This is a genomic window from Sporolactobacillus shoreicorticis (assembly GCF_024125445.1).
Taxonomy (GTDB): domain Bacteria; phylum Bacillota; class Bacilli; order Bacillales; family Sporolactobacillaceae; genus Sporolactobacillus; species Sporolactobacillus shoreicorticis.
Genome location: NZ_JAMXWM010000011.1, coordinates 78156 through 96762, shown reverse-complemented (window position 1 = coordinate 96762; position 18607 = coordinate 78156). Strand labels below are relative to the sequence as shown.

19 protein-coding genes are annotated in these 18607 nt (G+C 42.8%); 4 read left to right on the top strand and 15 right to left on the bottom strand.

From position 1 onward, the window contains the following. Nucleotides 1-156: 156 nt before the first annotated feature. Nucleotides 157-1365, top strand: a complete 1209-nt coding sequence (gene spoVV / locus NIE88_RS10905; RefSeq protein WP_253062074.1) for a dipicolinic acid transporter SpoVV — start codon at nucleotides 157-159, stop codon at nucleotides 1363-1365. On the opposite strand, the gene coaD is transcribed toward spoVV, so the two are convergent. From coaD to cyoE, 10 genes are all read right to left on the bottom strand, one after another. Beyond that, nucleotides 1354-1851, bottom strand: a complete 498-nt coding sequence (gene coaD, locus NIE88_RS10900) for a pantetheine-phosphate adenylyltransferase (RefSeq protein WP_253062072.1) — start codon at nucleotides 1849-1851, stop codon at nucleotides 1354-1356. The two genes, spoVV and coaD, sit on opposite strands and share 12 nt — an antisense overlap. Further along, nucleotides 1844-2428, bottom strand: coding sequence for a 16S rRNA (guanine(966)-N(2))-methyltransferase RsmD (gene rsmD, locus NIE88_RS10895; protein ID WP_253062070.1), 585 nt, complete (start codon nucleotides 2426-2428; stop codon nucleotides 1844-1846). The genes coaD and rsmD overlap by 8 nt, the downstream gene beginning before the upstream one ends. A gap of 576 nt (nucleotides 2429-3004) precedes the next feature. Continuing rightward, nucleotides 3005-3271 carry a YlbG family protein gene (locus tag NIE88_RS10890; protein ID WP_253062121.1) on the bottom strand — a complete coding sequence of 89 codons (267 nt, stop codon included), beginning with the start codon at nucleotides 3269-3271 and terminating at the stop codon, nucleotides 3005-3007. Between the two features lie 306 nt (nucleotides 3272-3577). Then, nucleotides 3578-4021, bottom strand: coding sequence for a YlbF/YmcA family competence regulator (locus tag NIE88_RS10885; protein ID WP_253062068.1), 444 nt, complete (start codon nucleotides 4019-4021; stop codon nucleotides 3578-3580). 77 nt (nucleotides 4022-4098) lie between these two features. Beyond that, on the bottom strand, nucleotides 4099-4347 hold the full coding sequence (locus tag NIE88_RS10880) for a YlbE-like family protein (protein ID WP_253062066.1): 249 nt from the start codon (nucleotides 4345-4347) through the stop codon (nucleotides 4099-4101). A 16-nt stretch (nucleotides 4348-4363) separates the two neighbouring features. Continuing rightward, nucleotides 4364-4810, bottom strand: coding sequence for a spore coat protein YlbD (ylbD, locus tag NIE88_RS10875; protein WP_253062064.1), 447 nt, complete (start codon nucleotides 4808-4810; stop codon nucleotides 4364-4366). Between the two features lie 90 nt (nucleotides 4811-4900). Continuing rightward, nucleotides 4901-5953 (bottom strand): CAP domain-containing protein, encoded by a 1053-nt coding sequence (locus tag NIE88_RS10870; RefSeq protein ID WP_253062062.1) that lies wholly within the window; start codon nucleotides 5951-5953, stop codon nucleotides 4901-4903. Between the two features lie 106 nt (nucleotides 5954-6059). Beyond that, the gene (locus NIE88_RS10865; protein WP_253062060.1) at nucleotides 6060-6599 is read right to left on the bottom strand and encodes a CAP domain-containing protein; all 540 of its coding nucleotides are present in this window, start codon (nucleotides 6597-6599) and stop codon (nucleotides 6060-6062) included. Nucleotides 6600-6727: 128 nt separating this feature from the next. After that, on the bottom strand, nucleotides 6728-7243 hold the full coding sequence (locus tag NIE88_RS10860) for a GNAT family N-acetyltransferase (protein ID WP_253062058.1): 516 nt from the start codon (nucleotides 7241-7243) through the stop codon (nucleotides 6728-6730). A 196-nt stretch (nucleotides 7244-7439) separates the two neighbouring features. Beyond that, nucleotides 7440-8363 carry a heme o synthase gene (cyoE, locus tag NIE88_RS10855; protein WP_373689429.1) on the bottom strand — a complete coding sequence of 308 codons (924 nt, stop codon included), beginning with the start codon at nucleotides 8361-8363 and terminating at the stop codon, nucleotides 7440-7442. 478 nt (nucleotides 8364-8841) lie between these two features. On the opposite strand from cyoE, the gene NIE88_RS10850 reads away from it, so the two are divergent. Then, complete coding sequence (locus NIE88_RS10850) at nucleotides 8842-9765, top strand: COX15/CtaA family protein (protein ID WP_253062054.1); 924 nt, start codon at nucleotides 8842-8844, stop codon at nucleotides 9763-9765. A gap of 76 nt (nucleotides 9766-9841) precedes the next feature. Here NIE88_RS10850 and pyc read toward each other — a convergent pair whose 3' ends face one another. The 3 genes from pyc to NIE88_RS10835 all read right to left on the bottom strand — a co-directional run bounded on the left by pyc (nucleotide 9842) and on the right by NIE88_RS10835 (nucleotide 14917). Further along, the gene (gene pyc, locus NIE88_RS10845; protein ID WP_253062052.1) at nucleotides 9842-13285 is read right to left on the bottom strand and encodes a pyruvate carboxylase; all 3444 of its coding nucleotides are present in this window, start codon (nucleotides 13283-13285) and stop codon (nucleotides 9842-9844) included. Between the two features lie 15 nt (nucleotides 13286-13300). Next, the gene (locus NIE88_RS10840) at nucleotides 13301-14437 is read right to left on the bottom strand and encodes an FtsW/RodA/SpoVE family cell cycle protein (protein WP_373689427.1); all 1137 of its coding nucleotides are present in this window, start codon (nucleotides 14435-14437) and stop codon (nucleotides 13301-13303) included. Nucleotides 14438-14635: 198 nt separating this feature from the next. Continuing rightward, nucleotides 14636-14917, bottom strand: coding sequence for an Fpa/YlaN family protein (locus NIE88_RS10835; RefSeq protein ID WP_253062048.1), 282 nt, complete (start codon nucleotides 14915-14917; stop codon nucleotides 14636-14638). A 168-nt stretch (nucleotides 14918-15085) separates the two neighbouring features. Here NIE88_RS10835 and NIE88_RS10830 point away from each other — a divergent pair, with 168 nt between their 5' ends. Further along, nucleotides 15086-15301, top strand: a complete 216-nt coding sequence (locus NIE88_RS10830) for a YlaI family protein (protein WP_253062046.1) — start codon at nucleotides 15086-15088, stop codon at nucleotides 15299-15301. 127 nt (nucleotides 15302-15428) lie between these two features. On the opposite strand, the gene typA is transcribed toward NIE88_RS10830, so the two are convergent. Beyond that, nucleotides 15429-17282: a translational GTPase TypA gene (gene typA / locus NIE88_RS10825; RefSeq protein WP_253062044.1), complete on the bottom strand. Its 1854-nt coding sequence runs from the start codon at nucleotides 17280-17282 to the stop codon at nucleotides 15429-15431. Between the two features lie 191 nt (nucleotides 17283-17473). On the opposite strand from typA, the gene NIE88_RS10820 reads away from it, so the two are divergent. Further along, nucleotides 17474-17662, top strand: coding sequence for a hypothetical protein (locus NIE88_RS10820; RefSeq protein ID WP_253062042.1), 189 nt, complete (start codon nucleotides 17474-17476; stop codon nucleotides 17660-17662). A 9-nt stretch (nucleotides 17663-17671) separates the two neighbouring features. On the opposite strand, the gene NIE88_RS10815 is transcribed toward NIE88_RS10820, so the two are convergent. Continuing rightward, complete coding sequence (locus tag NIE88_RS10815) at nucleotides 17672-18502, bottom strand: inositol monophosphatase family protein (protein WP_253062040.1); 831 nt, start codon at nucleotides 18500-18502, stop codon at nucleotides 17672-17674. Nucleotides 18503-18607: the final 105 nt, after the last annotated feature.

Genomic DNA, 18607 nt, shown 5'->3' with positions numbered 1-18607 from the left:
AATCATAAAAAAAGAAAACATAACATTTCTGATTATATGTAATTGACGTTTATTTATTTCGACTAACTGTTGGTCTATCTGTCTGAGCATCACCGTATAGTAAAAGTAACGGACAAGTTCTTCCAATCGGCAGAAAAATGTAGGTGAGATAAATTAATGAATCGTTCAAAGGGCTTAACTTATCTGCTGGCTGCCGGCTCTGTGGCGACGGCCTATCTTATGGTTCGCTTCCCAAATGCGGCTGTCCACGGATCATTACAGGGATTGACTATTTGGTGGAAGCAAGTGTTTCCCGCACTCTTTCCATTTTTTGTTCTTGCAGAACTCATGATTGGCTTTGGTGTTGTCAATTTTGCCGGTGTTCTCATGGAACCGATCATGCGTCCGCTCTTTCGCTTGCCAGGTGTCGGGGGTTTTGTGCTCATGATGGGTATTGTCTCCGGTTTTCCAGCCGGAGCCCGTATTACTGCGGATCTCTATAAAGGGAAAAAAATTACAAAGACGGAAGCAGAGCGGCTCGCCAGCTTCACGAACTTCAGTAATCCACTCTTTCTCTTTAGTGTTACCGCCGCCGGATTCTTTCATCAAGCATCCTTAGGCATCGTTTTTGCACTTTCCCACTACATCGGCAACATTTGTGTCGGATTGGCGATGCGCTTTTTGGGCAAAAAAAACAAGGAGACACACACTGCCGCTTCCCACTCAATTTTGATGCATGCTCTAGACAGCATGCATCAAGAGCGGATCGCGCACAACGAGCCGTTTGGCAAAAGAATGGGTGACGCCGTCGTTGCCTCTGTCTCCACTTTACTATCAATCGGCGGATTTATCGCTTTATTCTCGATGCTTTATCAATTGCTTGTTCAGGTTGGTATCGTCAGCTTGCTAAGCACCGGATTGAGCATCTGCTTCAAAGTGATCGGTTTTTCCGCAGATCTTGGTTCGGCCGTTGTTCCAGGATTGTTCGAGCTGACAATCGGTGACAGCAAGGTCGCTGAAGCAACAGTTATCCCTTTAATTGAGCGTGTCATAGTTGTCTGTGGATTGCTCGGTTTTTGCGGTTTTTCTATTCAGGCACAGGCGGTAAGCATTCTCTCACAGGCCGGGTTGAGTTCACGACTCTTTTTGATCGGCAGGCTGCTGCAAATGATTTTCTCATCGACAGCCGCTTTCTTTCTCTATCACATCTTCCAAAAAGGCAGCCGGTCAGCCGCACAGACTGCATTCGTTATGGGTGAACCCTTCGAAGCACTGACACATCGAACCGCTGAATTCGGACCAGTCACCACATTTGTTATACTGATCATTTTTATTTGCATTTTGCTGAGACGTCTCGGAACACATGCACATCAATTACACAGATGATCTTTTCCCAAATTTATGAACAAGTGCCTTTTCAACAGGCTCCGGCACAAGCTCATGAACGGAACCGCCATACATAGCGGCCTCTTTAACCATACTGGAACTCAAAAATGAATAGTGATTGCTCGTCATCATAAAGCATGTCTCAATTTTCGGATTAAGACTTTTGTTAATTGCAGCGATCTGCAATTCATACTCAAAATCGGAAATTGCACGCAATCCTCTGAGTACGATACCTACCTTTTTTTTCTGCACATAATCTACGAGCAGTCCCTCAAAAGAATCAACAGTTACCGAATCAAGATGAGCGGTAGCCTTTTTTAACAGATCCACACGCTCTTCAACAGTAAAGAGTGGATTCTTCGACGAATTATTCAGAACAGCAATGATAATTTGATCAAACACTGATAATCCTCGCTGTAGAATATCTAAATGACCGTAGGTGACCGGATCAAAGCTTCCCGGATATACTGCAATACGTTCACTCAAATGGATCACTTCCCTGTTCAAGTTGAAAATAATAAATAGATACTGCCGTCTGTCCTTGATAGGTTCGGTATTTCTTACGTATCAGCCTTCCGCCGACAACGTCCGCAAGCTTCACGTTCTCTTCATGCTCAGCAACAATTATCGCGTGTTCAGCCAGCATATTTTGCCGCAACAGTGTTTCCATGTCTCGTTGAATTTGCTGTTTTGCATAAGGCGGGTCCAGAAAAACAAGATTAAAGCATTGTTCATTTTTACTCAATTTGCCCAGAGCCCGTGCTGCATCAAGCTGCAAGATTTTTGAACGGTTCTCATAACCGCACAGGCGGACATTATCTCGAATGGTTTGACAGGCTGCCCCGGCGCGGTCAACGAACACGGCTTTATTGATCCCCCTGCTGAGCGCTTCAATACCTAATCCACCACACCCTCCGTACAGATCAAGAGCTGTTCCTCCGTCGAAAAAAGGACCAATCATATTAAAAATAGTTTCTTTAACCTTATCTGTTGTCGGCCGCGTCATTCTTCCATTGACAGCTTTTAATTTTCGTCCTCTATTTTCTCCTGAGATGACTCTCAAGAAAACACCCTCCTTACTTAAGAGGCCGTTGATTGATCACATTGAACAGTCTCACCATAAAAGAACATGGTTTCATCTGTATTCTAAAAATCGAAATTCCATCAGACTGTGAATCAATGTGAATACCTCATCTAGCAATAAAAATGGTAAAGATGTATAGAACTTGTGCCACTCGTACATACTATTTTTTGGCAACATCGTTTAAGATGTTGACCCAACCGCGGATACTTACGTTTCCCCATAAGTTTTCCGCCGGTTTCTCCTCTCCCATTGTCTTGCATCCTTTGATGCGTAAAGACAGCCCGCAGTTTGTCTGCGGGTTTTTTTATACAAAAAAGTGATAAAACATAAGAGATCAGCCATATCTAGTATGGAGAAAGCTAACGATCTCGCCAGGTTTTCTCCATAAGATGGCTTTTTCAAGATTGAGATGAAGTAAGTAGGCAATTCGGTAAAACCTATGTCCTTCAGTACATGAACAATCGATCATTCTTGCTGTCGCAATGCTCCCATTACCCTGGTCCATGAGTTTGGCACATTTCATTTGTCCAGCACGACTGAGTATGGAACAGCGGATTAATTAAATACTTCATCTTTTTCTTCAATTTTTGACTTGCCCTTTTCATATGTTGTTCGAACATGCTGCAGTTGAGAGACATCAACCGTTTTAATAAATTTCATTTTCTGCAGCTGGCTAATCGTTGCATCACTTTGCTCGTGATTGCAATAAAGAATAGCATATTTCATCCGTTTTGATATATAGTGCACATAACCATAGCGTCTGAGCACTCGCAAATATTTTGTATTGTAAAGCCAAACAATAATGCTGTCTCTTTTTTGCATGTCCACCGGAACACACCACCCCTTGTTTCCGTTCTATCTTTCTCTATGCTGCCTGAAACCGTATTGACAGATTAACTCCTCAATCCTCCCACTGACCCGTATCCCCACAGAACTTATATAAGTTCAATGGAGGCTCAGTTCTCTATTTATAAATCGGCAATAACATCCTGTAAATCATCATATGACTCGATCTTTTCCTATTATAAAAGAATCCTCCACCAATCATGAATTCGTTCTACGCGCATGCGGAAGTCACTGATGTTGTTATCAATATATACCTTCGAAAAGCTCGACGACCGGCAGAATTTACCGCACGCGGCAGCCGCATTTCCCTCCGGATCCGCAGCCTGTACCGCATGAACGATCAAAAAACGGATCTCCGGTCGGCACCTTTATCGAAGATGAAACCGAACGAGCAAGAATGGTACTCACTTCACCCAGCAGCTCATTTAATTGATTTTCCTTTTTCTTATAATCGGCAATAAACGGATGAACATCCAGCTCTCGTTTGCACTCCATCATTTCTTTTATAACCGACTTATAATCAGGGTGATATCTGCCAAAGCGCTGAACTTCATCATACTTGTCTCTGACCATTAGAAATTGCTTAATCAATTGCTGCGATTTTTCATCGCGTTCTAATCTATTCTTACTTTCTTGATATAACGCATAGTATTCCGAATGGAGCACCATGGAAGCAAGCTCCTCAGCGTGGTCCAACAGAGAGGCATTTTCTAATGTCCCAATCATTCCGTCACCCCCGGTTCTATTAAAATATACAACAAATAGAGCTAAAGCGCCATTATTCCGGATGTTATTTCCTTCTCTTAATCTTTAGATTTCTGTGCACTCATCGCCTGAGCCATTGAAACAAGCATGCTCATCATGCTGGCTCGTTGGTTAAACCGATCTAAACGCTGACTGAATGTACGGCCATAGAACTGATTTGCCGCAGATTTGAGATGACTCAGTTCCCAAGGAGACCGGCTTAATTTCCGATACCATTCCGGATGCATGCGTACAAACAATTTCTCTTCAGGCCGGCTGTCTAAGTACTCTTGAATTTCAATTCTCATCTCAGGTTCAATCCTTTCAAAAGAAAAATGGGTTTTGACTGTTTGAACGGTCGGACGGTTGGGATGATGGATGTTCAGCAGAACCTGGATCATTCCCATCGTTCTGCTTATTCTGTTCATTATTTTGTTGGAATTGGCCGATAAATGACCGAATGCCTGTCAAAGCGCCGCTGATTGTATCAAGGCGTTCCTGCCATTGTTTCGTGTCAATTGTGTCAACCACTTCCAGCATTTTATTTAACGAAAAGGTTGAACTCTTTTTTTTCTCATGGCTTTCTTCAGTATCTTCCGCACGCATACCGTATTTTTTCCAAACATCATTTTTTTCACCGAAGATTACCCAATCATCAAACACGTCGCGCCACTTTATACCGTTTTCATGAACATATTCTACGATTTCCGGATGACTGCGCAAAAAATTTTTGAACTTTTTAATTGCCGCATTTGTTCTTTCTTCTGCCAAAGGGCACACCTCCCCAAAGGTTCTGCTAAGATTATCTTAAGCAAAAGCTGACCCAGGTGTGCGTCTGAGATCAAAAAAAACAGGTTTCATTCAGGGAATCATTGGCCTGACGAAATCCTGTGTGTAATAATTTTGATAAGAACCGACACCGAGTTCTGTAAAGTCGTCATTTAATAAATTCTTACGGTGATCAACGCTGTTGAGCCAACCAAGGCTTACTGCAAGAGCATCCGGATACTTGGCGGCGATATTTTCACCTGCCATTTGGAAATTAATATTCTCCCGATCCAATCGCGTCTTCAGGTCTCCAGACCATTTAGAGCCATGTGAAAAATAGTTTTTCATTTTCATTTCCTTGCTGTGCTTATAAGCCGCTTGCTGTGCCGCATCGTTCCATTGAAGCATTTTTTTCTTAAATCTCAGCCGAAGTACATTGCTGACATCAAAGATCTCCCGATCCTCGCTTTGGTTTACAGCTGTCCATTGCGCTTCGGTAAGCGTCGGCGTTTCGGGTAAATTTCCTTGATACGTCATTGAATACGGATGCTGCATAGCCAAGACCTCTGTAGTCATATAACGAATGCCGATTAAGCGATCGGAAAGATGGTCAAAATTTAACTGGACCCATATTTTCCCGAATTTCATTAATGGGCGAACCATCATGTCTTCTTCATTTAATTCAAAATCAATCTTTGTTCCCCTATAAGTTAAAGAGACTTCATCCGCAATCGGGACCTTTTCATATATTTTCTGGGATTCATCACCAATCGCAAACGGATTGGTCTTTAATTTCTTTCCAAGTGCATAAATTGTGGTGACGCGGTTTGTCTCATTGTCTATGCCAATTTGCACGTACTTCTCACTTGCTTTGCCATAAATAAACCAGCGATAACCAAATTTACTGGGATCAGTGCGCTCCGGTTTTCCTAATGTACGCAGTATTTGTTTTTCTGTTTTGCCCATCAATGAGTGTATGCCGCTCTTCGGAACCTTAAAGGTTTTATGAGCGGTCATTGACATCTGGCGATTCTTGCTCGAGGAAGAGGTTGTATTGTCCGAGGGAAGACTAACCAGACTAATTAAAAACGTGCCCGCAAATACAATCACCGCAATGGCGAAAATGATTACATTTGTTTTTCTCATCATCTTCTCCCCCTTCAAGTCTCCAAAACTTTCTTCTATTATAACAGGCCTCGGATTGCACGGACAGAACGTGCATCGGTTACCATGCCTTTCTTCTCAGATCCCGTTAGTCACTGCTGCTTGATTCATCAGCAAGAAATACGATCCATATCCGTCCCTTTTCACCTGTGGCATAGCCGATTCCGATTCTTCTTCCAGCAGTATTTGAGTTGATCGAAGCAGCCTGTCTCGAATTTTGCCAAAGCGTTCTTATCTGTTCATCAGAATTGTCTGTGTGTAAAAGAATCATTTGAGCTGCGCTTTCGCTGTAACCTAGTGAACGAAGCATCGTTCCTGCGTTTCCTGTATGTTCCGCACGGCCGGATGCGATCCGTTTCGCTTCAATTCTTGCAACTCGGAATAAATTCCAGTCCGCTTTAAGGACTTGAAAATGATGCTTTTTTCTTTGTTTATTAATGATTGCAAACAGTTCCCTTTCCTGCCGATCGACCGGCGAAATTTGCCGATCAACTACTTGACTATGTGTGTCTTTTTTTGCTGATACGGGATGCCAAATTCCAATGTAGAGAACAAAGACAGCAAGTAAACCTATTGAAAGAATACGAAACAAAGCACGGTGTTCTTTGAACGAGACTGGTAGTTTCATCGAATTGAATTCCTCCTTGAACTTTCAGTCCCATCCTATCCAAAATAACATCTTCCTAAACATTCAAATTACCAGCTGACTTGTATGATACATTTACTTTAATTGTCTAAAAAAGTTCCTAATTTAGTCTATTTTGTTTCTTCATTCTGTGCGGTTATTTGCTTTGCCATATAAAAACCGTCTTTTAATTTTCCATCTCTCATAAAAGCTGATTTTCGGATGCCTTCTACTCGATATCCTGATGTACCGAACAAAAGCAGTGCTGCTCGATTGTCAAAATCAATACAGGTCTCGATTCTCAGCAGCTGATGCTCCATGGACCACTCTTCAAGATCCTTAAGTATCATTTTGCCAAATCCTTTACCCCGCCATTGTTCTCGCAATCCGATACTGCATGAAGCCAGATGTGCCATCTCGCTGGATGCATGGCCTTGAATCGAAGCAAGACCAATATCCGTTTGTTCGTGCTGTGCTATAAAATAGACGGCTCGTCTTTTAGATGTGCCGCATAATAATTCCGCAAATTCTTGGATTGTCGCTTTTCCAATTTCAAAGCCAAGATCCTCCCTCACTCTGCATATGTCACAGTATAACCGAAAAAGCCGCTCCGCATCTTGTTCATGCGCCTCCGATAAGATCAGCACCGCTGAACCCCCCTCAAGAAACAATCACCTAAATGTATGGTTAGTCCCTGATGTGTATGCGAAAAAATTCAGCTGTTATGCTCGTAATCCATGAAAACTGAAGAAAGCTTTCATCTCATTTTATCAAACCAGAGAACTTCTAAGACATGAAAAGGCCGGAAGAAAATTCTTCCGGCCCTCAGATTATTTGATTTTATTAAAAAAAGGTTGAAACAATCATGATGAGAAACAAAACCGTCATATAATTTAAGGAATAGACAAACATTAACCGGGCCCACTTCACAGTATCCTTTGCCATCAATCCGTAAATGGCGAGCCCCAACCATGTAAAACCCAGAATCAGTGCACTGACTAAATAGACCGGGCCAAGAGCGTACAGAAGCAAAGAGGTTGGTACCAGTACAGCTACATAAAAAATCATCTGTCTCTTCGTGATCTCGAAACCGGCAACCACCGGCAGCATCGGAATACCTGCACGACGATATTCCTCAACACGTTTCATTGCAAGTGCCAGAAAATGCGGCGGCTGCCACAGAAACAGAACGAGAAACAAAATCCATGGTATCGGTGATTGAAGCGAAGGGTCCACTGCCGCCCACCCAATAATCGGCGGAACAGCCCCGGCAACACTGCCCACAACCGTATTCATGGAATGGCTTCTTTTCAACCACAGCGTATAGACAAGCACATAAACAAGAAGCCCTAACAATCCGTATATCGCTGCGGTTACCGATGCCGCGAGCAGGGCAAGTAGGCCGAGAACAGAAAGAGACAAGCCCATAATCAATACAGTTCTCCCGCTCATCTTCCCCGTAGCGGATGGCCGTTCATGTGTCCGTTCCATCAATGGATCAATATCCCGATCAATAAAGTTATTCAATGAACAGCCTCCGGCAATGACAAGCGCAGTACCCATTAAAACAAATATCACAGATCCTGCCAGTGTCCCAATATTCTCTTCATTAAAAAATAAAGCCAGCCATAATCCGGTAAACGTTGTCATCAAGTTGGAATTTACAATACCTATCTTTACAGTCGTGAGCACATCATGAACCATTTTTTTCCAAGGGGCAGCATCAATAGATTCTAATGTCTGCTCATCTGATCCGATTATCCTCATTAAAAAACAGCCTTCTTTCTCTATTGTTGCAGCCATGAACGACTCCATCAAATTTATCCTGCAATCTTTTGGGCGTATGCCGCCGACCAATGATGCAGAGGAAGCAGCCCGCCATTCTCCGCTTTAAAGAACCAGCTTTTTTTTGTAGAATTCGTGCATCGACATATAAACAACAATTACCGCTGCTTATACTTTGAGAAATATATAAATAATGGAGCCATAAATACTTTGAAGCAGTTCTTCCAGATAATTATTATTATATACGATCAAATAACTTTTGTCGTCGATTTACATCAATGATATTAATCACAATGTAAATGCTATAATACATTTATTTATGTCTATTATTTGTCAATTAACGAGTTTAATCCAATAAATTGAGCGAATTGTTCTGGAATCCTTTAACATTCTGCTAGAATAGGAATGCGGAGCTGAGCATGAAAACCAGCAACCTTAAATCTGAAATCAGGTGATACATATGAAAGATCGCTCTTTAAAAATCTTAAGTGTTGCAGGCTGCCTTTCGGTTCTGATTGTTGTCCTCATGGGCGCTCTTGTAACCAATACAGGTTCGGAGTACGGTTGCGGAAATAACTGGCCGCTGTGCAACGGCCAGATTATTCCTAAAGCACAAGCCCATCAAACATGGATTGAATTCAGTCATCGTGCGGTCTCAGGAATTGCATCGATTCTTGTTGTCATTCAGGCAATCTGGTTATGGATTCGTTTTAAAAAAATATGGGGTGGACGCTTTCTCGTTGCCGCCTCTGTCTTTTTCATTTTTTTACAAGCATTCCTAGGAATGGCCGCTGTCGTATGGGGACAATCATCGATCGTACTTGCACTTCATTTCGGCATCTCACTTCTTTCATTTGCAAGTATGCTGCTGCTTACTTGCCTTGTTTTCGAGAGTATCGAACCCGATCGTCATCTATTTAAACTCACCCTACCCAAACCGATGAAATGGAATTTTATTCTGCTGGGCATATACTCTTATATCTTGATCTATTCCGGGGCCTTTGTCCGTCACACGGAATCCAGTCTTGGATGTACGGATTTTCCATTATGTAATGGTCATGTGTTTCCTGAACCGCTGATCAGCAAAGCCGGCGTTCAGTATTTGCACCGCGTTCTCGCATTAATTCTGCTGATCTGGCTGATTTGGAGTTTGGTTGTGTCACTCAGAAACTATAAGAATGAGCGGCTTCTTTCCAATTTGCTCTTCATCGCTTTGATCTGCACAGCACTGCAGGCTGTGTCAGGAATTTTCATCATAACGACAAAAATGAATTTACTGTTTCTACTTCTTCATGCACTATTTGTCACAGGCTATTTTGGCGTGATAACAATACTGATTCTGTTTGGCTGGAGACCCGGTGCGCGCAGCAATTCTGTTCATTAAGTCATTTATTAACAAAAAAGAAGAACCCAAGCAATGGCTTGAGTTCTTCTTTTTTGTATTTCTCATTGTAACCCGATCAGCTTAATTCAATCATCAAGTCACCCGTTTCAATGACATCGTTCTCGCTGACATATACTTTTTTGATCGTTCCGTCCGTTGGTGCCTGAACGGTCGTCTCCATCTTCATCGCTTCGGTGACAAGCAGGTGATCACCCTTCTTAACACGTTCACCTGAGGAAACAAGTACTTTTACGACCGTTCCCGGCATTGATGCCCCGATCTGATTCGGATTGTCTTTTTCAGCTTTTGCGTGTGCGATCTCGGATGCCTGAACGTTCATATCTTTTATCGATACTTCGCGTGGTTGGCCGTTTAATTCATAATACAGTGTCCGCGTGCCGTCCTTTTGCGGATGGCCAATTGAAATCAGCTTTACAACAAGCATCTTTCCTTCTTCAATCGTAACAGACACTTCTTCTCCGAGACGCAGTCCGTAGAAAAAGGTAGGTGTTTCTAAAACGGTCGTTTCTCCATAAGTATCACAGAAATGCAGATAGTCTGTGTAAACTTTCGGATAAAGCGCCGCAGATAAAACTTCATGAAATTTAAACTTACGTTCAAATTTTTCTTCCAATCGCGCTTGGATATCCGCGAAATTAATCGGTTCAAGATGCTTGCCCGGACGATCTGTCAATGGTTGCTTGCCCTTAAGAATAATGCGCTGCAATTCTTTTGGAAACCCTTGGTAAGGCTGACCTAATTCGCCAATAAAGAAGTTTACTACTGAATTAGGGAAATCAAGCGTTTGCCCTTTTTCATAGATACTATCTTCATTCAAATGATTCTGTACCATGTAGAGTGTCATATCGCCGACAACTTTAGAAGATGGAGTTACTTTGACAATATCGCCGAATAGAAGATTAACACGGCGATACATATCCTTTACCTCTTCAAAACGGTCACCAAGTCCAACGGCGATTGCTTGCTGGCGCAGATTGCTGTATTGTCCGCCCGGCATTTCAAGCTTATAAATTTCTGCATTCGATGTTTTCATGCCGCTTTCAAATGGGAAATAATAGTGCCGTACTTTTTCCCAATAATGACTCAGAGATTCCAATGCATTGATATCAATGTCCGGTTTCCGATCATTGGCACCGAGCGCGTAATATAAAGAGTTTACGCTTGGTTGAGAAGTCATACCGGCCATTGCTTCAACGGCAACATCGACAATATCAACACCGGCGTCGATTGCCCGAACATAAGTATAGATGCCGTTACCGCTCGTATCATGTGTATGCAAATGAATTGGAAGTGAAATTGTATCCTTTAATTCTGAAATCAGTCGATAAGCTGCTTCCGGCTTAAGAAGACCGGCCATATCCTTAATTCCAAGAATATGTGCTCCGGCAGCCTCTAAATCTCTCGCCATTTTTTTATAATAATCCAAATTGTATTTTGTCCGCGACATATCCAAAATATCGCCTGTGTAGCAAATCGTTCCTTCGGCAATTTTTCCACTTTCAATAACCGCATCCAGAGCGACACGCATACCGTCAAGCCAGTTTAAACTGTCAAACACGCGAAAGACATCGACACCATGCTTTGCTGCTTCTTTGACAAATGCCTTGATTAAATTATCCGGGTAATTCTTGTAGCCTACCGCATTGGAACCGCGAAGCAGCATCTGGAGCAGAACATTCGGCATTTTCGCTCTTACTTTGCTCAACCGTTCCCACGGATCTTCTCTTAAGAAACGATAGGAGGTATCGAAGGTCGCACCGCCCCATGCTTCTTCTGAGAACAAATTCGGCAGCAGATGCGCCGTTTGCGCTGCAACGCGTATAATATCCTTTGTCCGCATGCGTGTAGCGAGCAAGCTTTGATGTGCATCACGGAACGTCGTATCCGTCAAAAGCACTTGCTTTTGAGCTTTAACCCAATCGGCTACTCCCTGGGCTCCCTTCTGTTCCAGAATCTGCTTTGTACCCCCAGAGAAGGGTTCTGACAATTTAACATCAGGAATCGGCGGCACATCAAAAACAGGCTTTTTATTTTTTTGAATACCCGGATAACCATTAATCGTTATGTTGCCGATATAGGACAACATTTTTGTACCGCGATCAAGGATTTTATTAAATACAAAAAGTTCCGGAGTAGTGTCAATAAAGGTTGTTGACACATTGCCCTCTAAAAATTCCGGATGCTGAACAACGTTTATTAAAAAAGGAATGTTTGTTTTGATTCCTCTAATCCGGAATTCCTTCAAGTTGCGCAGCATTTTGACCGCGGCACTCTTAAATGTACGTGCATTAGTAGAAAGCTTCACAAGCAAAGAATCATAATATGGTGTAATAACTGATCCTGTATAGGCATTGCCGGCATCAAGCCGAACACCAAAGCCGCCGCCGCTTCGATAAGCGACAATCTTTCCGGTATCCGGCATAAACTGATTGCTCGGATCTTCTGTTGTCACACGACATTGAATCGCATAGCCATAAGTACGGATATCCTTCTGTTCCGGAATAAGTACAGGGTCTTCGTGCAATCCGTAGCCTTCTGCAATAAGGATTTGAGAGGAAACAATATCGATACCGGTAATTAATTCCGTAATTGTATGTTCCACTTGAACACGCGGGTTGACTTCAATAAAATAGAATTCCCCGGACGGAGTCACTAAAAACTCCACAGTCCCGGCGTTCAGATAATTGACGCTTTTCATTAATCGAACGGCCGCATTACAGATATCATGGCGTAATTTTTCGCCGAGTCCGCGGCTGGGCGCAACCTCGACAACCTTTTGATGGCGCCGCTGCACCGAACAGTCACGCTCATAGAGATGAACAATTTCTCCGGACTGATCTGCCATAATTTGAACTTCGATATGGCGCGGATGGTCCAGATATTTTTCAACGTAAACATCCTCTTTGCCGAACGTCTGCTTTGCTTCTGAGGTTGCCCGCGCGTACGCTTCATCAACGCCCTGAGCACTGCGCACAATCCGCATACCACGGCCGCCGCCTCCAAGCACAGCTTTTATAATAATCGGATAACCGTGAGTTCTTCCAAATGCTTTCACTTCATCCACAGAAGAGACCGGACCTCCGGAACCGGGGATAACCGGAATAGCCGCATTAACAGCCGCTTCTCTTGCCGCTGCTTTATCGCCAAACGTAGTCAGATGCTCTGATTTTGGTCCAACAAAAATAATTCCTTCTTCTGTGCAGCGCCGTGCAAAATCAGCATTTTCAGAGAGAAAGCCGTAACCAGGATGAATTGCATCAACATGATGCGCTTTTGCCACTTCAATAATACTTTCAATGTCTAAATACGCTTCAATCGGATTTTTCCCCCGGCCGACCAGATAAGATTCATCTGCTTTATAACGATGATACGAGCTGATGTCTTCCTTAGAATAAATGGCAACCGTTCGGATACCGAGTTCCGTGCAGGCGCGGCAAATTCTGATGGCAATTTCACCCCGGTTAGCGATCAACAATCGTTTAATTTTTTGCTTTAACATTCTCTCTCTCCCCTTCTAATCTAATTGGCTGTTCGATCTTTTCATATTAACAAATGCAGAAATGTTTATTAAAACGCATATAGAGAAGACCATCATAATCAATGACGAACCACCATAGCTTACAAACGGCAATGTTACACCTGTAATCGGCAGCAATCCGGTAGCAGCGCCTAGATTGACAATTGTTTGAATTGCCAGCATGCTGGAAATACCGATTGCAAGCAGACTGCCAAACACATCCTTACATCGAATTGCAGTCACAAAACCCTTAAACACCAGATAGGCAAGACAAAAGACTACAAATAAGATTCCCAACAAACCGAGTTCTTCTCCGATGATTGAAATAATAAAGTCCGTCTGCGGTTCAGGAAGAAATCCTGTTTTTTCAATGCTATGCCCGAGCCCTCTTCCGTTAAACCCGCCTGATGCAATGGCTATATATGAATTAATCAGTTGCCGCCCTGTCTTGTCAGCATCTGAAAAAGGATCATATGCAGCAGTAAATCGCCCTAATTGATTACTGCTTAAAAATTTATTATAAAAAAGCAGGACAAAAACTGCGGCGATTCCACCCAAAAACATTAAGTGTTTTGCCCTAAGACCTGCGCAAAGTACCATCACCGTTGCAATGGAGATCAGAATCATGGCCGTACCAAAGTCAGGCTGAGCAGCAATCATGCAGAAGTAAGCAATAACAACAATAAGCGGTGGAAGTACTGACGTCTTAAAATCAGAAATGACATGCTGCTTATTTGAAAAGACCGATGCTAAATACATAATTACAGTGATTTTTACAAGCTCTGCCGGCTGGATATTGAATGAACCTAAATGAAACCATGACTGCGCATTATTAACTGTATTTCCCAACGTGAAAAGCAAAAAGAGCAAACCAAGAGATAGGATAATCATCGGTTTGACTAGTTTGCGGTAGGCCTGATAAGGAAAAATCAGACCGAAAATGCCAACTGGAACCGCCAGAAGAAACCACATTAACTGATGAATAAAAAAATAGCTAGGCGGCTGCGGCGTCTCAAAAAAAAGTCTTGCCCACACCGAACCTGCACTGTAAACCATGATCAAGCCGAAGCCCACCAAAAGCAGCATGACTGCAAGCAAAGAATAATCATAATGATGCAACAGCTTTTTCAACATGAGATCCACCTATCTGATCCATTATCGTAACATTTGGGATACCTTTTCATAGGGCTGCACGTATAAAAATTTGTCTGTTCGCCTTCATGTTAACCGGCACGAAACCTCTCCATTAGAAAACAGAGCAGTTTTGCGTTTGTTCGATAAAAAAGCCCAAACTACGCCAATAAACAGGCTTCAAGTTTGAGCAAAATAGGTTTATTTTCGTGTCGATGCTTCATGAAGTGCGGAAACCTGCCGTTCAAGCGAGCTAAGCAGTTCTTTTCCCTCATCCGCACGAACAACGCCTAAGCGAACCGCGAAATCAATTTCGCGGGACAAACCAAACATTTGAGTATCCAATACTTCTTCATACAGGGGGCATTGGGGCATTGTCAAATTATCCATTTGTACCCCTATCAGCTTCAGAATTTTCTGTGCGTCGGCCTGCAACAATTCATAGGCTTTTTCCCGTTTGCCTATTTTTATTTCGACTGACATCCTGCTCCCCCCTTGTCTCAATTTACTTGCCTAATTTTTATCTTACCCTCTGTTATGCTAAAATGCAAGATTAATCACAGTCATGATCCAGAAATGGTTTTAATCGAATCACCCATGCCTCACATGCATTTATAAAACCTGTTATACTATGCCTAAGGAGGTCTTTTCATGCAAGTAAAATGCGCACTATGTGACAAGATATGCCGGCTTGATGATCAATCCATGATTGCGAAGCGTCTCAGGAACAGGCCGATTCATACTTATTTATGCGACACCTGCAATAAGAGAATCAGTGAGCGAACACGAGCACGCTGGGCAACCGGAAAATTCACTTTGCACCTCCCGGTTAATGAGGGAAAAAAGAAAACAAAGCACCTTGATTGACAATAAAAAAGCGTCCGAGCCTCCGATTGAGGCCTGCAGACGTTTTTTATTCTTTTCTGTACAAACAAGCGATAAAGAAAAGATAAGAAGCACTGATAAAAACACTTGGCTGAGCCAAGTGTTTTTATCAGCCATTAAACTTAGGAATCTTGCTCCCGCGTCTTTCGAAGCGTTCGCGTTCGCCCTTATTCAAGATTTTTTTGCGCATACGCACACTCTTTGGTGTGATTTCACAATATTCGTCGTCATTCAAATAAGAGAGCGAATCTTCCAGCGACATTTTGCGTGCTTCCTTCAATGTCACCGTTTGATCCTTATTTGACGACCGCACATTTGACGCATGCTTTGCTCTTGTAACGTTAACCGTCAAATCGTTTTCACGGTTGTGTTCACCGACAATCATACCTTCGTAAACATTGACACCGGGTCCGACAAACATCTCGCCGCGATCTTCAAGTGCAGCAAGGGAATAGGCCGTTGTCTGACCCTGATCCATTGATACGAGCACCCCATTGCGGCGTCCGCCGATTTCTTCCTTGATGAATGGCGCAAAGTGATCAAAAGTATGGTTTAAGATACCGTAGCCGCGAGTATCGGCCATAAATTGACGGTTATAACCGATAAGGCCGCGAGAAGGAATCATAAAAGTCAAACGTGTTTGACCCGGCTGTTCCTGCCTCATATCTTTAAGTTCAGCCTTGCGCTTACCCATAGATTCAATAACTGCGCCCACGTATTCTTCTGGAACATCGATTTGAACTGATTCATAAGGTTCGCAAAGTTTACCATCAATTTCTTTTGTGATAACGCTTGGTTTTGAAACTGACAGTTCATAGCCCTCACGCCTCATCGTTTCGATCAAAATAGACAGATGAAGTTCTCCACGTCCGGAGACAACCCATGAGTCATGAGAATCCGATGCTGATTCTACCTTCAAGCTGACGTCGCGTTCCATTTCTGCCAACAGACGATCCTCAATCTTTCTGCTGGTAACGTAATCACCCTCTTGACCTGCAAAAGGACTCGTATTCGGAAGAAATGTCATTTTCAAAGTTGGTTCATCAATTCTCAGTGGAGCTAAAGGATCGACCTTATCCACATCATTAATCGTATCGCCGATATCAATATCAGATACACCAGTAATTGCAATGATGTCACCTGAGCACGCTTCTTCAATCTCCATTCTCTTCAGCGCATGGTAGCCGAAAAGCTTCGTAATGCGAAATTTTTCAACATTTTCTCCGCCATTTTTAACCAAAACGGCTTCTTCACCAACCCTAATTTTGCCGCGGTAAATACGGCCAATGCCGATGCGTCCGATATAATCGTTGTAATCAAGCATCGTTACTTGGAATTGAAGACTTTCATCACGATTATCAATCGGTGCCGGCGCATACTTAAGAATCATGTCCAGAACGACACTCATATCCTGATCGACATGCCCAGGATCTGTTCCCGCAACACCATTGACCGCAGAAGTATATACAACAGGGAATTCCAGTTGATCTTCATCTGCACCGAGATCAATAAACAAATCAATAACTTCGTCTACAACTTCTGCAGGACGAGCCATTGGTTTATCAATCTTGTTAACAACAACGATCGGCTTCAAATGTTCTTCCAAGGCTTTCTTGAGAACAAAGCGTGTCTGCGGCATGCATCCCTCGTAAGCGTCAACCAGAAGGAGAACACCATCAACCATTTTCATGATTCGTTCTACTTCACCGCCAAAATCCGCGTGTCCCGGGGTATCCACAATATTTATTGTATGGTCTTTGTAAGAAAGGCTCGTATTCTTCGCCAATATTGTAATGCCGCGTTCCCGTTCAATTGCATTTGAATCCATTGCTCGTTCATTAATGTGTTGATTTTTACGGAATGTCCCGGATTGCATCAACAATTTATCAACCAAGGTCGTTTTACCGTGGTCGACATGTGCGATAATCGCGATATTCCGCAATTCTTCCCTAAATTTTGTCATTTATTCTGTACTCTCCTCATAATATCCAATCACTTCGCATGAGGTAGTCGAAACTACACATGCAAATTATTCTCTCACAAGCACCCGTTAGTTGTCAATTTTTTCTGTGACTGTTGAAAATTAATTTCATCTTTTCATTTTCTTTGTGCTTTTTTCCGAATACCTTTATCATATCTTTAAGAGGTGATTACATGTACCGCATGTCCCTATATTCACTTATTTTTCTGGTCGCAATGAGTCTGGTCGGCATCGTTACAGGAATGGTTTTCGCACGTCCGCTGTTCACTTTGCTCTGCGCATTTGCCGTCATTCTTTTTATGTGGCTCGGCTTTTTGCTAAAGGCTGTGCAGCAAAAAAGCGACACACGCAAGCAGCAATAAAACACAGAATTATCTAGGTTCGCTGATAAATCTGCCATGATTCACTTGTTCACAAATATGACTGGTCATATATTCATGCAGACCGGGACGAGCAGCAAGCACAGACTGTTTCGTCAAAATATCAATAGGTGTGCCGTCTGCTCTTGAATAGTGACCACCGACTTCTCCTATAAGTATTAGACCTGCCCCATAATCCCATGGCGATAGCCGCATTGTGAAATAGGCATCCAAATAACCTGCCGCGACATAAGCAAGTTCCAGAGATGCCGCGCCGTAAGCACGAGTTCCACTGCTGCGCCTGACAATGTCGGTCATTATTTCTTCATGAATTCTGCGATTCGGTTTCAACCACGTTGGGCTGAGATCAATCAGTGCATCGTCAATGGCAACTTCTGTAAGAGCAGACAATTTCCTTGTATTTTGATAAGCTCCGCTGCCTGAGATGCAATGAAATAATTCATCAGCCATAACATCATAAATGAAGGCGGCTCTTCCGTGCCCATTTTCATAAATACCGATTGATATAGCAAAAAAGCGTTTCTGCATCACGAAGTTCAAGGTACCATCAATCGGATCGAGAAGCCACAAAACGCCATGCTTATTTTTTACTCCGTCTCCGTATCCCTCTTCAGAAATAATCTTGTCGTCAGGATAAGCAGTTCTGATTTTTCCGATCAGGAAGCGTTCAATCGACCGATCCATATTCGTTACGAGATCGTTATGAGCGCTTTTTTCACTAATTTCAAGTGGTTTGGTTAATGACTCACGTAATTGGCTTGCCGCTTCTTTAATCCAACTGGTCACTTCTTCTTCAAGAGCCGCCCAGTCTCTATTGATCATCTGTTGTCACTCCGTTCCTGCACGTTCATCTAATAATGCATTCATTAAAATAATAGTACATCATTTGAGTTAAAAAGGAAAAATCACCGCCTCGGCAGGCAGTGA

Excerpts from the sequence above, each read along its gene's own strand:
- NIE88_RS10890 (WP_253062121.1), bottom strand. The coding sequence starts at position 3,271 with ATGCAAAAAAGAGACAGCATTATTGTTTGGCTTTACAATACAAAATAT.
- pyc (WP_253062052.1), bottom strand. The coding sequence starts at position 13,285 with ATGTTAAAGCAAAAAATTAAACGATTGTTGATCGCTAACCGGGGTGAA.
- NIE88_RS10835 (WP_253062048.1), bottom strand. The coding sequence starts at position 14,917 with ATGTCAGTCGAAATAAAAATAGGCAAACGGGAAAAAGCCTATGAATTG.
- spoVV (WP_253062074.1), top strand. The coding sequence starts at position 157 with ATGAATCGTTCAAAGGGCTTAACTTATCTGCTGGCTGCCGGCTCTGTG.
- NIE88_RS10830 (WP_253062046.1), top strand. The coding sequence starts at position 15,086 with ATGCAAGTAAAATGCGCACTATGTGACAAGATATGCCGGCTTGATGAT.
- NIE88_RS10880 (WP_253062066.1), bottom strand. The coding sequence starts at position 4,347 with ATGAGAATTGAAATTCAAGAGTACTTAGACAGCCGGCCTGAAGAGAAA.
- NIE88_RS10885 (WP_253062068.1), bottom strand. The coding sequence starts at position 4,021 with ATGATTGGGACATTAGAAAATGCCTCTCTGTTGGACCACGCTGAGGAG.
- NIE88_RS10865 (WP_253062060.1), bottom strand. The coding sequence starts at position 6,599 with ATGAAACTACCAGTCTCGTTCAAAGAACACCGTGCTTTGTTTCGTATT.
- NIE88_RS10840 (WP_373689427.1), bottom strand. The coding sequence starts at position 14,437 with ATGTTGAAAAAGCTGTTGCATCATTATGATTATTCTTTGCTTGCAGTC.
- NIE88_RS10870 (WP_253062062.1), bottom strand. The coding sequence starts at position 5,953 with ATGAGAAAAACAAATGTAATCATTTTCGCCATTGCGGTGATTGTATTT.
- NIE88_RS10815 (WP_253062040.1), bottom strand. The coding sequence starts at position 18,502 with ATGATCAATAGAGACTGGGCGGCTCTTGAAGAAGAAGTGACCAGTTGG.
- NIE88_RS10820 (WP_253062042.1), top strand. The coding sequence starts at position 17,474 with ATGTACCGCATGTCCCTATATTCACTTATTTTTCTGGTCGCAATGAGT.
- typA (WP_253062044.1), bottom strand. The coding sequence starts at position 17,282 with ATGACAAAATTTAGGGAAGAATTGCGGAATATCGCGATTATCGCACAT.
- cyoE (WP_373689429.1), bottom strand. The coding sequence starts at position 8,363 with ATGAGGATAATCGGATCAGATGAGCAGACATTAGAATCTATTGATGCT.
- NIE88_RS10850 (WP_253062054.1), top strand. The coding sequence starts at position 8,842 with ATGAAAGATCGCTCTTTAAAAATCTTAAGTGTTGCAGGCTGCCTTTCG.